The 14714-nt window shown below is 63.3% G+C and carries 16 protein-coding genes; 7 read left to right on the top strand and 9 right to left on the bottom strand.

Annotated elements, in window-relative coordinates; all coding sequences use genetic code 11:
• Nucleotide 1: 1 nt before the first annotated feature.
• Genes BSY240_RS02155 through BSY240_RS02130 form a run of 6 tightly spaced genes read right to left on the bottom strand, consistent with a single transcriptional unit; the run spans nt 2 to nt 5410 of the window.
• The gene (locus tag BSY240_RS02155; RefSeq protein WP_069041261.1) at nt 2–1648 is read right to left on the bottom strand and encodes an NTP transferase domain-containing protein; all 1647 of its coding nucleotides are present in this window, start codon (nt 1646–1648) and stop codon (nt 2–4) included.
• Nucleotides 1645–2361 carry an XdhC family protein gene (locus tag BSY240_RS02150; RefSeq protein WP_069041260.1) on the bottom strand — a complete coding sequence of 239 codons (717 nt, stop codon included), beginning with the start codon at nt 2359–2361 and terminating at the stop codon, nt 1645–1647. Before BSY240_RS02150 ends, BSY240_RS02155 begins: the two co-directional genes overlap by 4 nt.
• Complete coding sequence (locus tag BSY240_RS02145) at nt 2361–2690, bottom strand: XdhC family protein (protein ID WP_069043790.1); 330 nt, start codon at nt 2688–2690, stop codon at nt 2361–2363. Before BSY240_RS02145 ends, BSY240_RS02150 begins: the two co-directional genes overlap by 1 nt.
• On the bottom strand, nt 2690–3964 hold the full coding sequence (locus BSY240_RS02140; RefSeq protein WP_150127373.1) for a vWA domain-containing protein: 1275 nt from the start codon (nt 3962–3964) through the stop codon (nt 2690–2692). Before BSY240_RS02140 ends, BSY240_RS02145 begins: the two co-directional genes overlap by 1 nt.
• Before the next feature lies 1 nt (nt 3965).
• Nucleotides 3966–4898 (bottom strand): AAA family ATPase, encoded by a 933-nt coding sequence (locus BSY240_RS02135; protein WP_069041259.1) that lies wholly within the window; start codon nt 4896–4898, stop codon nt 3966–3968.
• Nucleotides 4899–4924: 26 nt separating this feature from the next.
• Complete coding sequence (locus BSY240_RS02130; RefSeq protein ID WP_069041258.1) at nt 4925–5410, bottom strand: flavin reductase; 486 nt, start codon at nt 5408–5410, stop codon at nt 4925–4927.
• Nucleotides 5411–5575: 165 nt separating this feature from the next.
• On the opposite strand from BSY240_RS02130, the gene BSY240_RS02125 reads away from it, so the two are divergent.
• The gene (locus tag BSY240_RS02125) at nt 5576–6670 is read left to right on the top strand and encodes a branched-chain amino acid ABC transporter substrate-binding protein (protein ID WP_069041257.1); all 1095 of its coding nucleotides are present in this window, start codon (nt 5576–5578) and stop codon (nt 6668–6670) included.
• A 6-nt stretch (nt 6671–6676) separates the two neighbouring features.
• Here BSY240_RS02125 and BSY240_RS02120 read toward each other — a convergent pair whose 3' ends face one another.
• Nucleotides 6677–7441 carry an SDR family NAD(P)-dependent oxidoreductase gene (locus BSY240_RS02120; RefSeq protein WP_069043788.1) on the bottom strand — a complete coding sequence of 255 codons (765 nt, stop codon included), beginning with the start codon at nt 7439–7441 and terminating at the stop codon, nt 6677–6679.
• Between the two features lie 210 nt (nt 7442–7651).
• On the opposite strand from BSY240_RS02120, the gene rpe reads away from it, so the two are divergent.
• From rpe to BSY240_RS02095, 5 genes are all read left to right on the top strand, one after another.
• A complete protein-coding gene (rpe, locus tag BSY240_RS02115; protein ID WP_069043787.1) occupies nt 7652–8329 on the top strand; it encodes a ribulose-phosphate 3-epimerase in 678 nt (225 codons plus the stop codon).
• Nucleotides 8326–9045, top strand: a complete 720-nt coding sequence (locus BSY240_RS02110) for a DUF2259 domain-containing protein (protein WP_069041256.1) — start codon at nt 8326–8328, stop codon at nt 9043–9045. The genes rpe and BSY240_RS02110 overlap by 4 nt, the downstream gene beginning before the upstream one ends.
• Nucleotides 9045–9524, top strand: coding sequence for a hypothetical protein (locus BSY240_RS02105; RefSeq protein WP_054149737.1), 480 nt, complete (start codon nt 9045–9047; stop codon nt 9522–9524). The genes BSY240_RS02110 and BSY240_RS02105 overlap by 1 nt, the downstream gene beginning before the upstream one ends.
• Before the next feature lie 64 nt (nt 9525–9588).
• Nucleotides 9589–10890: an adenylosuccinate lyase gene (gene purB, locus BSY240_RS02100; RefSeq protein WP_069041255.1), complete on the top strand. Its 1302-nt coding sequence runs from the start codon at nt 9589–9591 to the stop codon at nt 10888–10890.
• 79 nt (nt 10891–10969) lie between these two features.
• Entirely contained in the window at nt 10970–11266 is a 297-nt protein-coding gene (locus BSY240_RS02095) for a hypothetical protein (RefSeq protein ID WP_069041254.1), read from the top strand.
• A 10-nt stretch (nt 11267–11276) separates the two neighbouring features.
• Here BSY240_RS02095 and BSY240_RS02090 read toward each other — a convergent pair whose 3' ends face one another.
• Together BSY240_RS02090 and BSY240_RS02085 are read right to left on the bottom strand one after the other, a co-directional pair.
• Entirely contained in the window at nt 11277–12068 is a 792-nt protein-coding gene (locus BSY240_RS02090) for a DUF2189 domain-containing protein (protein ID WP_069041253.1), read from the bottom strand.
• A gap of 245 nt (nt 12069–12313) precedes the next feature.
• Nucleotides 12314–13972, bottom strand: coding sequence for a tannase/feruloyl esterase family alpha/beta hydrolase (locus BSY240_RS02085; protein WP_069041252.1), 1659 nt, complete (start codon nt 13970–13972; stop codon nt 12314–12316).
• 167 nt (nt 13973–14139) lie between these two features.
• On the opposite strand from BSY240_RS02085, the gene BSY240_RS02080 reads away from it, so the two are divergent.
• Entirely contained in the window at nt 14140–14694 is a 555-nt protein-coding gene (locus tag BSY240_RS02080) for an RBBP9/YdeN family alpha/beta hydrolase (protein ID WP_054149742.1), read from the top strand.
• Nucleotides 14695–14714 lie beyond the last annotated feature (20 nt).

The following is a 14714-nucleotide window of genomic DNA, read 5'->3' as shown; positions in this document are numbered from 1 at the left end:
ATCAATCCTTCAGGATCCCGCCGGCTGCCAGAATGGCCTCGGGCGTATCGACGTCAAGACGGGCAGCGGGGCCGATCTCGACATCGATGACGGCAAGCCCCGCGCTTTCGATCACAGGCCGGGCGCCGATATCGCCTTCAAGCGTCTTCAAGGCCTCGAAGGTTGCTGCGGGCAAAATGACGGGATTGCCGCGCTGGCCATCGGAAACGGCGCGCACAATCGCCTTGCCGCCGGATTTACCGTAAGCGCTTGCAAGTGCTGCGATATCCGCGCTGGAGACGTTCGGCATGTCAGCCAGCAGCACCATCATGCCAGGCAGCCCCTTGGCCTCGACCGAGGCAAGACCCGCCTTCAGCGAACTCGCCATACCGGTCAAAAAGTGTTCATTTTCCAGCACTTCAACAGCGAACCCTGCAAGCGCCTCGGCAACCTCGCCGCTGCGATGGCCGGTGATGACCGTAACAGCACCGACGCCGGCCTCGATTGCCTGACGCACGGAGCGTCGTACGAGCGGCTCGCCCTCGAACTCGGCGAGCAGCTTATGGCGACCACCCTCGCCCATCCGGCTTGCCCGCCCTGCGGCAAGCACCACGAGGCCAAAGGCCGCCGGATCGACGTCCTTCGTGGCACTTAGACGCGGCAGCGGACGGCTCGGGATTTCCATCAGCAGACCACCGACGCCCCAGCCCGCCATTTCCATGCGGTCGGGCGGTTGACCGGCGAGAATGCCATTCAGGACCCAGTCGAAACCATTTTCTTTCGGCGAGCGGGCGCAGCCTGGCGCACCGATGACGGGGACATCGCCCACATGACCGAGAACCAGCAGATTGCCAGGATCGACGGGCAGGCCGACCTGATCGACCACGCCACCGGCAAGGCGGATGGCGGAGGGTATCACGTCATCGGCATCTGCCACGGCCGAGGCACCAAAGACGACGATGAGCGGCGGACCGTCTTCCACGACAGCTCTGTCGTTAAGCGAGGCGCGGATGGCGTCCGCCACGGCGTCAGCCCGATGCGGGACCCGGTGTTCAGATGCAAGTCGGCTCGCCGAGGGCGCAAGCCGGGCTTCAAGCACGCGGGTCGTCTTGTCCATGACAGACGGTTTCAGGGACGGCAGATGGGTCGCGACGAGATGTACCCGGTGGCGACAATAGGGCGCGACCTCAAAGGCGATGACCACCTCCTGCAGGAGGGCAGCAGCTTCTGCAACACGTGCACCGGCCACGGCCAGCGGGATGATCTTCACGGTCGCGACGAGATCACCGGCCCGCACGTCCCGCCGATCAGCGAGACAGGCGAGCGTGATCGCGGGATCGACGGCGTTGAAGCGGTCGACCAACGTCCTGTTCGCGCGAAAGAGACCGTTTGCAGAGGCATAGAAATTCACCCGCCCGGTCGAGGCCGGACTGCGGGTCAGGCCTCTGGGCTCTATTGCAGCGCTCAACCGGTCGGCCGCTTCGTCTTCCATCAGGTCGCCCGGTTCCAGCCGGCAGGCAATGACGGTCGTTACCCCCTCTGCCTTCAAGCGAACGAGATCCGCCGTCTGCAGGCGGTGGCCCTTCGGCAGTTTGCCGGAGGCGAGTGGCTGGGAATGCGCAAGGATCGCACCCTCAGCTTCTGGTGTCAGGATCGGCCCGAACCTCACGGCGAGGCCTCATGGGAGCCGGAGGCCGCCCCGACACTACGCCGGCGCAGCGACTGGATGACATCGGCGAGGATCGCGACCGCGATTTCGGCCGGTGAGGCAGCGCCGATATCGATGCCGATCGGGGCCCGGATGGCGGCAATGGTCTCGGCATCCAGACCGCCCGCAATCAAGCGCTCGACGCGCTTCGCATGCGTCTTGCGGGAGCCAAGCGCACCGACATAGAAGCAGCGCGCCTGCAGCGCCGCGATCAGGCCGGGATCGTCGATCTTCGGATCATGGGTGACGGCCACCATGGCGGAATAGCGGTCGAGCGGCATCCCGGCGAAGACCTCGTCCGGCCAGTCAGCCCGTAGATCGATACCGGCGAAGCGCTCGGGCGTTGCGAAGGCTGTGCGCGGATCGATGATGGTGACGGCAAAGCCTGATAGCGCCGCCATCGGCGCCAGTGCCTGGCTGATGTGCACGGCGCCGATCACGACGATCCGCGGCGGCGGCAGATGCACGTTCAGGAACAGGCTCTTGCCCGCGATCTCGGCAGTGCCCGACTTGCCGGAGAGAAGACGCGCCCGGATCTCCTGCCCCAGGGCATCGGTCGCAACCTGATCCTCGGTGATTAGTTGCGAGACGCCCGTGTCGAGGTCGCTCACCAGCACGGCGCCGAGACGGTCACGTTTCGCGGCGTTCAGAGTCGCAAGCGTCGAAATCTCCATCAGCCGAGCCTCTCGACCTGCACGCGGATGCGGCCGCCGCAGGACAGCCCCACCCGCCAGGCGGTCTCGTCGGCCACGCCGAATTCGAGCATCTTCGGCGTCCCGCTCTCGATCACGTCGAGCGCCTCCGTGATGACAGCCCCTTCGACACAGCCGCCGGACACCGAGCCCTCGAAATTACCCTCGCCATCGATGACAAGATGGCTGCCGATCGGGCGCGGCGCCGAGCCCCAGGTCTCGATCACAGTCGCGATCGCGACGGATCGTCCCTCGGCGAACCAGCTTTCGGCAATTTCGAGCGGATCGCGCAGAACGGCTTCGGTGGTCATCATGGCTGGCTCCTGTCTGAAGCGAGGTAACGCCGGGGATCGCAGTTCCGATCCGGCGCCCCGGAAAGAGATTGGACGAGATCCGAAAGCGCTTCCAGATTATGGACTGACCGCAACTCGTCGACATGCGGCAGCATGGCGCGCACCCCCCGCGCGCGCGCTTCAAAACCGGCAAAGCGCAGCAGCGGATTGAGCCAGACGAGGCGCCTACACGAACGATGTAGCCGGTCGGTCTCGCGGGCAAGCATATCGACCTCGTCCCGCTCCAGCCCGTCGGTGATCAGGAGAACAACGGCACCCTGCCCCAGAACGCGACGGCCCCAATGGCGGTTGAAGAGCCTGAGCGTTTCGCCGATCCGCGTACCGCCCGACCAGTCGGCCACGGCGTCTGTGCATTGCGCAATCGCCTCGTCCGGATCTCGGTGACGGAGTTGCCTCGTCACATTGGTCAGCCGCGTACCAAAGAGGAAGGTATGCACCCGGCGGCGACGTTCGGTCAGAACATGCAGGAAATGCAGGCAGATGCGGGTATACTGGCTCATCGAACCGGAAATGTCCGCGAGGATGACGAGCGGCGGCGGCTGTTGCCGGCGCTCTCGAAACTTGGGCAGCATCAGGTCGCCGCCGGTCCGCAGCGACTGGCGCATGCTGGCGCGCGGATCGATGATGCGCCCGCGTGGCGACATCCGGTAACGGCGCGTTTGAACGAGATCGAGCGGCATGGCCAAGCGTTCAATCGCACGCCGCGCCTCCTTCAGTTCGCTCGCCGTCATCTGCCCGAAATCAAGCCGGCGAAAGACCTCCTGGCCCGAAACCGTGAGCCGAGCATCGATCTCGACATCCGGCTCGTCGAGTGGCTTCGGCTCGCGTTTTCTGTCGGCAAACAAAGCATCGCTGACACGCGCTCCGCCGGTCTTCGGCTTCTGCTGCTCTCCGATCGCCGCCACCGGCGACATCAGCGCGATCATCTTGCCGACGAGATCCCGTGAGCGCCAGAAGATCGAAAAGGCCTCGTCGAAAACCGGCTGATCCTCGTGCCGCTTGACGAAGATCGCCGAGAGCGCCGCATGGAACTCGATGCGCAAGCCGATGCCAATCGCATCGATCGCTTTGATGGCATCGATCACAGCTCCGGGTCCGGGCTTAAGACCGGCCCTGCGCAAGACACGCGCAAAATGCACGATATTGTCGGCAAGCCGCCCATCACCCTTAACCGGTGGCGGCACAACGATTCCGTCACGTCCACTGGCGGGATGCGGCCCGAAGCTTTCCATCTCAGCCGGCCTTCGCCAGGAGTTCGGCCTTGACCTCCGAGAGCAGCTTCTCGCCCTCGCTGCCCTGGATGCGGGCGATGTCTTCCTGGTACTTCAAAAGCGTGCCGAGCGTATCGGCGATCGTCTCCGGATCGAGCGCCAACCGGTCGAGTTCGGTAAGCGCCGTTGCCCAGTCGATGGTCTCGGCGATGCCGGGGTTCTTGAACAGGTCGATGGTCCTGAGTTTCTGCACATAGGCGACGATCTGCCGGGAGAGCTGTTCGTTGCAACCCTTCACCTTGCGGCGGATGATCGCCAGTTCGTCGGCAGCGGCCGGATAGTCGACCCAATGGTAGAGGCACCGGCGCTTCAGCGCGTCATGCACCTCGCGGGTGCGGTTCGACGTGACGATGACGATCGGCGGCTCGGAGGCCTTCACCGTCCCGAATTCGGGGATGGTCACCTGGAAATCCGAGAGGACTTCCAGCAGGAAAGCCTCGAAGGCCTCGTCTGTGCGGTCGAGTTCGTCGATCAGGAAAACCGGCGCGCGTCCCGGTTCGCCTTGCAGCGCCTGAAGGACCGGACGGCGAATCAGATAGCGCTCGGAAAAAATGTCGCCCTCGAGCCGGGTTCGATCCGAGACGCCGGAGGCTTCAGCCATGCGGATTTCCAGCATCTGTGCCGGGTAGTTCCACTCGTAGACTGCGGAGGCCACATCGAGGCCTTCGTAGCACTGCAGGCGGATTAGCGGGCGGTCGAGCGCCTTGGCCAGCACCTTGGCGACTTCGGTCTTGCCGACACCGGCTTCCCCTTCCAGGAAAAGCGGCCGTTTCATCTTGAGCGCGAGAAATAGCACCGTCGCCAGCGGCCTGCCGGCCAGATAATCCTCAGCCGAAAGCAGATCGATTATGCCATCGATCGTCTCCGGCAGCACCTTTCCCGAGGTCTCTGCCATGTCTCCTCCCATGTTCGAGGGGAAGTCTATAGCGTGTGATAGCCCCGGTCCAGATAGATGAGCGACGGCTCACGCTGACCGAAATGCACCGCCTTCACCTCGCCGAAAAGGATCGTATGGGTATTCGTCACCTTGCGGTCGGTCACGACACAGTCGAAGGCGACGATCGCATCGACAAGCACCGGCGACCCGGTTTCCATCACCTGCCATTCAGCCTGGGCAAACCGGTCTTCGGCAGAGAGTTTGCCGAACCCTGCAAAGGCATTCGCCAGATCCTGGTGATGGGCGCCCAGCGTATTCAAGGCGAAATGCCCACTCTCGAAAAGCACGGCATTGCTCGCATTGCTGTTGTTGAGGCAGGCAAGCACCATGGGCGGGCTGTCGGACACCGAGCAGGCGGCGGTGATCGTAACCCCGCGCCGGATGCCTTGGTGCTCCGTCGTCACGATCTGCACATGCCCCGCATAATGGCTCATGGCCTCGCGATAAACGGCTGGATCCAGAACTTGCATGCTCAAACTCACGTTTCCCCCTTGGAAGCTTGCCCTCAAGACACAGCAATATGGGCCGCAGCCCTTATCTTTTCCACAACACCATCAGGATTTCGGTGATGCCCCGCATTGCCCGGCGTAAAGCCAGCATTTCCAATTGCCTGCGCGTTCGGCTAGGATCGTGCCATGACCCACGCACGCCCTTTCACAACCTGGCTTTCGCTCCCCGCTTTGCTCGTGCTCAGCGTGCCCGCATCGTCGGCTGCGGAGCTGAAACTTGCCGTGGTCGCCCCGACGGCCGGTAGCTTCGCCGTGCTCGGCGACCAGGTGCGCGAGGGCGCGGCGCTGGCCGCAGAAGGACTATCAATCAGCATTGTCGAGATCGACGAGCCCTGCACCGAAGGCAGCGGCCAGGCGGTGGCCGAAGCGATCACGGCGGCCGGGGTGAAGGCAGCGGTCGGCTTTCTCTGCAGCGAAACCTTGAAGGAGGGCCTGCCCGTTCTGGCAGATGCCAACCTTCCCGCACTGACACTGTCGGTCCGCTGGAAAGGGCTGATGGAGGATGCGGTAAAGGCCGGCTGGCCGCTGTTCCGTCTCGCACCCAATGGCGATCAGGAATCCGGCAAGCTCTCTCAGGTCATCCTGCGTGATTGGCCAGGCGAACCGGTGGCTCTGCTGGAAGACGGCACGATCCGCGGCCGAGAACTGACCGAGGCGATCCGGATCACGCTCGAAGAACGCGGCCTGAAACCCGCCTTCATTGACACCTTCCGACCGGGTCAGGAGCAGCAGCTGACACTGGTCCGTCGGCTCAAGACGGCCGGCATCAGCCATGTCTTTGTCGGTGGCGATCGCAACGATGTCTCGATCATCGCCCGTGACGCCAAGGCTGAAGACCTGTCACTGACGCTTCTCGGCGGCGAAGCCATGCGGGCGGCAGATGAACCGGTTCCACTGGAAGATGGCGTGCTCGCGGTCGGTCTCGTGGAGACACCGCAGGGGCCATCGGCTCCGGCGCTGATCGGCGATTTCGAGGCCGCAGGGATAGCTCCAGAGGGCTATGTTCTGCCGGCCCATGCGGCCGTCACCATGCTCGCGGATTCCTGGGGCATCTCGTCCGCCATGGGCACACCCGTCACGGATGCACTGATCGGCACGACCTTCGAGACGGTGATCGGCCCGATCACCTTCGGTGAGGATCACGAGCTGACCGAGAACCCCTATCGCTTGATGAAATGGCAGGACAACGCATTCGTGCCCGTGTCCGAACCATCGCAGTAACCGCGATCAGTCTCGGTAGGGCCAGAAGGCCTGGCTGAACACGCCGCCATCCACCCAGATCGTCTGGCCGGTCACAAAAGCCGATTGCGGACCGGCGAGGAAAAGGACCGGTCCTGCGATGTCTTCCGGCGTGCCGACACGACGCAGAGGCGTCACATCGCCCCAGGTCTTCGCATAATCGGGAGCCTCGGCCTGGGTGCGTGCCGTTTCGATCGCACCGGGTGCCACGCAATTGACGCGGATCTGATGCGGCCCGAGCTCGACGGCCGACACTTTGGTCAGCTGCTCGATGCCGCCCTTCGATGCAGTATAGTCGACCAGTTTCGGAAAGGCCTGCTTGTTGCAGCCGGAACCGAGATTGATGATCGACCCGCCCTTGCCCGCCTCGACCATGCGGCGCGCCACACGCTGGCTGTTGAGGAAGGTGCCCTTGAGATTGGTGCTGATGACGGCGTCCCAGCGCTCTTCGGAAAGCTCAAGCATCGAGGCCCAGGTCTGGATGCCGGCATTGTTGACGAGCACGTCCGGCACCTGTCCCGCCCAGGCGATCACCTCGTCCAGGAATGCTTCGATGTCAGCGCTGTTGGCCACCTCGCATTCCCGACCGATCGCGCGATCACCAAGCGCAGACACATCCTTCTCGACCTCCGCTGCGGCATCCGGCTGACCGAGATGGGTAAAGGCGACGTCATATCCTTCGCGCACAAAGGCCGACACCAGATGACGGCCGATGCCGGAGCTTCCGCCGGTGATGATTGCAAATTTGGCCACGACGTCCTCCCGGATGGCTATGCTTTTGCCGAGGGATGCAGCGCCGGGCAGCAATCGTCAAGGCCAGCCATGCCGATGACTGGCGTCTCATCCGAAGGCATGGTTGCCGCTCAAGGGCGCCGATGCTATGCGGACCGCCATCAACAGCTGGTGCCCGCGTCTCTCGTCCGCGACGGCATCGATCGATCCCTGGCCCGCGAGGAGCTTCCGATGACCCGCCCTCTCCTGATCTCGCCTTCCATTCTGGCTGCCGACTTCTCCCGCCTCGGAGAAGAAGTGCGCGACGTCGTCGACGCCGGCGCAGAATGGGTGCATCTCGACGTGATGGACGGCCATTTCGTCCCGAACATCTCCTTCGGCCCCGCGATCATCAAGGCGCTGCGCCCCTGGACCAAGGCGGTCTTCGACTGCCACCTGATGATCGCGCCGGCCGATCCCTATCTCGCCGCCTTCGCTGATGCCGGCTGCGACATCATCACGGTGCATGCGGAAGCCGGTCCGCACCTGCATCGCTCGCTGCAGACCATACGGGCGCTCGGCAAGAAGGCCGGCGTTTCGCTCAATCCGGCAACGCCGCTTTCGGTCCTCGAGCATGTGATGGATGATCTCGACCTGATCCTGATCATGAGCGTCAACCCGGGCTTCGGCGGCCAGAAGTACATTCCGGCGATGACGGACAAAATCGCCAAGGCGAAGGCCCTGATCGGCAACCGCCCGATCGACCTCGAGGTCGATGGCGGCGTCACCGCCGACAATGCCGCCGAAATCGCCAAGGCCGGCGCCAATGCGCTGGTTGCCGGCTCGGCGATCTTCAAGGGCAAGGGCGTTGACGACTACCGCAAGACGGTCGACACTCTGCGCAAGGCAGCCGAGGGAGGTCGGGCTTGAAACTGCAGCTATCTGCCATCGCGCTCGCGCTTCTGACGGCCTCTGCGGCCTCAGCCGGAGACGTGGCGGAAATGCGTCCCCTGGGTTTCTCGCCTGACGGCAAGTTCTTCGCCTTCGAGCAGTTCGGCGAGCAGGATGGCTCCGGCTTCGCCTATGCCGAAATTCAGGTGATCGACACCGAAACGGACCAGTATGTTCCGGGCACGCCGGTCAGCGTTCTGATCAAGCGGGAGGAAGCCTCCATCGGTGAAGCACGACGGGAGAGCCTGAAACAGGCGAAGGCCATCCTCGATGAACGCAAAATCGGTGACGACCCCGGGCATCTGGTGGCCATGGCACCGATCGGCGAACTCGCTGGCAAAACCGATGAATTACGCTACCAGGCTTATCCGAGCTTCTATGTGTCGGAAGGAGTGTACCGCGTGAGCCTCGAACAATTCGAGGCCAAGGGCGAGGATCTCTGTGTCAACCTGAACGTCAATGTGCGCGGCTTTGCGCTCTCGATCGCCGATGATGCAAAACCCGAGGTGCGGCGCGAGGTCTACCGCGACAAATCCATTCCGAAGAGCCGCAATTGCCCGAGTGCTTACGCCGTCGGCGGTGTCGTTACCCCAGGCTACGGCTCGAACGGACCGCACATGATCATGGTCCTAGTCGCATCCCTTGGCTTCGAGGGCAACAATCTGCGCTGGCTGGCCGTCCCGGTGAAGCCCTGATGCCGCGCCGCCCGCTGCCGTCGGTGCAGTTGTGGATGGGCGGTTCGCTTGCCTGGGCTCTGGCCATGGCGGCAAGCTTTCAGCTTTCCGTCCATCTCTTCGGACGCGCGACAAGCAGCCATGACCTCGCCTTGACCCTGATCTACGCTGCCGGCGGTCTGCTCGGCTGGCTCATCGCGCTGCCCCTCATCCACCTGGTCGAGAAGCGCGGCGGGCCGCAGACTGCTCTGGCGGCCTGGCTTTTGCTGCTCGGTGTCGTCACGGTCGGTGCGATCTCAGGGATCTATGCCCTGCAATATCGAAGCTTCTATGCCCACTGGCACGCACCATTCCCCTCGCGCATCTGGGTTTATCAGCAGATCTTCACCACGGCATCCGCCCTCTACCAGTTCGCCGTGCTCGGGCTGCGCCACCTGCTGCCGGCCGGGTTGGCAATGCTTCTGGTGCTCAGCATGGTGATGGCCCGCCGCAGCCGTTGAGCTTGCCGCCCCACTTTGCTAAGGGGGGCCAGCATTTTCCCATGTCCAACGAAAGACGAGCCCGATGATCCCGCGTTACTCCCGGCCGGAAATGGTCGCCATCTGGTCCCCCGAAACCAAGTTCCGCATCTGGTTCGAGATCGAGGCGCATGCCTGCGACGCGCTCGCTGACCTCGGCGTGATCCCACAGGAATCCGCACGCACCATCTGGGAAAAGGGTGGTCCGGCCGAATTCGACGTCGCCCGCATCGACGAGATCGAGGCCGTCACCAAGCACGACGTCATCGCCTTCCTGACGCATCTCGCCGAGTTCATTGGCCCGGATAGCCGCTTCGTCCACCAGGGCATGACCTCGTCGGACGTGCTCGACACGACCCTCAACATTCAGCTGGTCCGCGCCGCCGACATCCTGATCGCCGACATGGATCGGGTTCTGGCAGCGCTGAAGGCCCGCGCCTTCGAACACAAGGATACGGTCCGCATCGGCCGCAGCCACGGCATCCATGCCGAGCCGACAACGATGGGCCTGACCTTCGCCCGCTTCTATGCCGAAATGGCCCGCAACCGTGACCGCCTGGTCAATGCCCGTGCGGAAGTCGCGACCGGCGCGATCTCCGGCGCCGTCGGCACCTTCGCCAATATCGACCCGCGCGTCGAAGAACATGTCTGCGCCAAGCTCGGCCTCGTACCGGAGCCGATCTCGACCCAGGTCATCCCGCGCGACCGCCATGCGATGTTCTTCGCCACGCTTGGCGTCATCGCGTCCTCGATCGAGAACGTCGCGATCGAAATCCGCCACATGCAGCGCACGGAAGTGCTGGAAGCCGAAGAGTTCTTCTCGCCGGGCCAGAAGGGCTCGTCCGCCATGCCGCACAAGCGCAACCCGGTTCTGACCGAGAACCTGACGGGCCTCGCCCGCCTCGTGCGCATGTCGGTCGTTCCGGCGATGGAGAACGTCGCCCTCTGGCACGAGCGCGACATCAGCCATTCGAGCGTCGAGCGCGCCATCGGCCCCGACACCACGATCACGCTTGATTTCGCGCTCAACCGTCTGGCCGGCGTCATCGAAAAGCTCGTGATCTACCCCGAGAACATGTTGAAGAACATGAACAAGTTCAAGGGCCTGGTGATGAGCCAGCGCGTTCTGCTGGCGCTCACGCAAGCCGGCGTTTCGCGCGAGGACAGCTACCGGCTCGTGCAGCGCAACGCGATGAAGGTGTGGGAAAAAGGCGCCGACTTCCTCGAGGAACTTCTGGGTGATGAAGAGGTGCGCGCAGCGCTTTCGGAAGAAGACATTCGCGAAAAGTTCGACCTCGGCTACCATACCAAGCATGTCGACACGATCTTTGCCCGCGTCTTCGGCTGATACCCGGCGAACGGACATGGGACACAATGAGACGGGCGCGGAGACATTCGCGCCCGTTTTGATTGGGGAGGAGTGAAGCATGGCGCGCCTTTCCCGCCTCTTTCTTTCGACAACCGCTATCCTTGCCATCTCGGGCATTTTGCTGCTGAGCGGCGACCGATACGACTGGATGCCGGGGCTTGATCCGACCATCGACCCCTCCGGGATCAAGACTGATGGCAGCCGCGCGCTGGTTCGCACGCTACTGCTTGCGGCCGCGCTGGCTGCATCTGCGATGATGGCCTTGATCACCAACGCGCGAACGAGAGGCGAGCGCTTGCTGCCTCTCGTCTTATCCCTGGCGGCGCTCGCCGCCTATGCCGTCGGCGGCGCATAAGGGTCGAGGATCAGACCACCAGCCGGCGATAGAAGTGCCAGGTCGCATGGCCAAGCACCGGCACGATGATCACGAGCCCGACCATCAGCGTCGCCATCCCGATCGCCAGCAGTCCGGCCACCATCAGGCCCCAGACGGCGACCGGCACAGGATTGGCAAGGCTTGCCCTGACCGAGGTCGAGACTGCCGAGGCGGCGCCGCAATCGCGGTCGAGCAACATAGGAAACGCGACGATGCTGATCACGAGCGCGAGCAGCGCAAGAACAAAGCCGAAGCCATTGCTCCAGAACAGGAAGGCCAGGGCATTCGGATGGTCGAGAATGCCGCCCGCGAAGGCAAAGAGGCCCGGCGACGGATAGTCACCGATCAGCGAGAGATAGAGCCCGCGCGACACCACCAGCCAGACCATGAACAGCGTCAGCAGGTAGAGGCTCATCATCAGAAGCGCAGGCAATGATGGCGACTTGAAGAGGCTGAGCACGTCGGACCAGTTGGCAGGCTGGCCGAGTTCGCGGCGACGGCTGATTTCCATGAGCCCGAGCGCCAGAAGCGGGCCGACAAGCGCGAAGCCGGCCAGCAGCGGATAAACCATCGGCAGCAGTTCGACGCCTGAACTCCAACCGATCATGATTGCGCCGGCAATCGGATAAATCAGCGCCACGAAGGCATAGTGGGAAGGCTTTTCGCGAAAATCCTCATAACCTTCACGCAGTGCTGCAAAGACATCGGACACGGCGATCTGCCGTACCGTAGGCCTGACAATCGTGCCGGTCGCACCGGTCATCACATGAAATGTCGACATTCTCACTTCCTCCTCGAGCAACAGGGTCTGTAAGCTGCAAAGTGAAATGCGTGGGCGGCGTCGGGGCCGGAGCGGTCGCGACAACGCGCCGTAAACAGGGACATCGCATGCTTCAGGAAACATGCGACGCACTTTGTCCTGAGCTAATTAGTGTATCAGCTAACATTTGCCATGTCCTGCGCAACTTGCGCACGAAGGCGTGACAGCCCCGGCAGATCGGCACTGCCGCTGCCGGGGCCGGACCGTCAAAGGCAGGTATAGCGGCCCTCGCCTTCGGCGGCCGGATCGGCGCCCGCACGCGTCACGGCAGGATAGGGGCAATAGAGGAAGCGCGTGCCCTCGAGCGAAGCAGCTTCCGTATTGTCTTCCGTTATTCCTGCCGCAACGCCGGAAGGCGCCTTGCCCTGCTCGACCCAGTCGACGAGCGGCGTGAAGAAATCGAAGTCGTTGAAGCTAGGACCACTCGCCCCATGCGGCATTCCCGGGATGCGGTAGAGCTTCACGAAATCCGACGCCTTGCCATCATGGTTGGCATCGAGCTTCTTGTACCAGTCGACCGTATCGACAACCGAGAAAACCGGGTCGGAATTGCCGTGGAAGACGAGCATCTTGTGGCCCGCCTCCCGGAAGGCGTCGAGCCGGGGATTATCGGCACCGGGCGGCACCATGAAGTCCATGGCCGACTCGGTAAAGGTGCCATCGGTCGCCGCGATCCTCGCACCGTCGCGCGCAACGTCGAAATCGCGCAGGAAAGCGATCAGCTCGTCCGGAGTGCCGCCCACTTCCGTCGGCGGTGTCGTGAAGACCTGGGCCAGGGAGGCTGCCCCCATCACCCCGATGATCGGCCTCTTGGCCCAGGGTTCGATCGGGCTTTCGAGCTTCCAGGTGCGCCAGTTGGACGAGGCTATGCCGGTATCGAAGATCCAGTGCGTATAGAGCGCCCTGCCCTCAGCATCCCTAGGCCCGGCGATGGATGTCTGGAGCGCCTCGATCTGCTCCGTACGAAGGCAGCCAGCATTGGCCCCGCTCGCGCAGGCAAGGGTCTCGATCCTAAATGTCGTTTCGCAAGCGTCGGCATCCGCGACGATGCCGTCCGGAACCCCGTCGAGACTGTCGCAGGCGGCCAGCACGCCATCCGCCACGGTCTTGAGGTCATCGCGACTGAAAGCCTTCGCAATATCGGGATCGACGGTCGACCAGGCCTGGATGTCGAGCGCGTGCTGGATCGCCGCCTTCGGAAGGTTGAAACCGGGATAACCGACCAGCAATCCGTCGAAGACCTCGGGCATCCGCTCCGCCGCCATCATACCGTGCCGGCCGCCATTGGAGCTGCCAATCCCATAGCGATAGGCGATCGGCTTGCCGTAATGCTTCTCGACGATCTGCTCGGCGATCGGCTGCAGGGTCGCGACGGCGCCGTAGCCATAATCACGGCGCGCCTGCGGATCAAAGCCGAAGGCCGCTCCGCCGGCCAGACCCCGGTCCGGATTGGCCTTGCCGTCATGACCGGCATCGCTCGAAACAACGGCGTAACCCCGCGCAAGCGCCGTGTCACTCTTGCGACCTCCGAGAAGCGGACCAAGCGCCGGAACGACAGCGCCGTCATTCCCGCCATTGAACTGGTGAACGAAACGCTCGTTCCATTCGACCGGCAGCCGCAACTCGAAGCGGATCGCATAGGTCTTGCCATCGATCCCCTGCCTGTCTGGCGTCTTGCCCCTGATCAGGCAATGGGCGACGGAAACCTCCTCACTCGGAAGCGTTTCGACAGCCTCGGTGATTGTTACGTCGACGGGCGTGTTCTCTGTTTTGGCGAGGTCGGCGCAAGTGATAGCAGCGCGCGCGGCAGACGGATCAAGGCCGAGCAGCAGCAGTGCCGCCGCCGTCAAATGGACGTGCTTCATGAAATTCCTCCCGATAACTGCCCCGATCGATCTCCTCCCGATCCGGGCGCGATCTGATCGTAACACCGCCCACAAGATCGAACTAGTATGTGTTGCGTATTATTTTTGTCGAGCCTTCGAGGAGGCATAATCTTGACGACGAGCATGCGGGACAGCAGATAGGGGCCATGAAAGTTTCAGACGCAGAAATCCTGATCGTTCCCGGCTACACCAATTCCGGCCCCGACCACTGGCAAACCCGGTGGGAGGGCAAGCTATCGACGGCGCGGCGCGTGGAACAGGCGGAATGGTCAAAGCCCGTGCGCGAAGACTGGGTCGCCCGCGTGGCCGAAGAGGTCAACGCGGCCACCAAGCCGGTCGTACTCGTCGGGCATTCGCTTGGCGTCCCTGCGATCGTGCATGCGATCCCGGAGATGAAGAACAAGGTCGCCGGCGCCTTTCTCGTCGCCGCGCCCGACGTTTCCAATCCCGAGATCCGGCCCAAGCACCTAATGACTTTCGGGCCCTATCCGCGCCTGACCCTGCCCTTTCCGTCGCTCCTGATCGCGAGCCGGAATGATCCCTTCGGCGAATATGCCCATGCAGAGGATATCGCCAATGCCTGGGGCTCGTTCCTGATCGATGCAGGCGAATCGGGTCACATAAACGCCGAATCCGGGCACGGACCATGGCCGGAAGGCACGATGGTCTTCGCGCAGTTTATCGGCCGCCTGCAGGCCTGAGTTCGAGAGCAAGCGTCCAA

It is taken from the genome of Agrobacterium sp. RAC06, from assembly GCF_001713475.1.
GTDB lineage: Bacteria > Pseudomonadota > Alphaproteobacteria > Rhizobiales > Rhizobiaceae > Allorhizobium.
The sequence above is the reverse complement of the archived record's forward strand: the minus strand, read 5'-3'. Positions and strand labels throughout refer to the sequence as shown.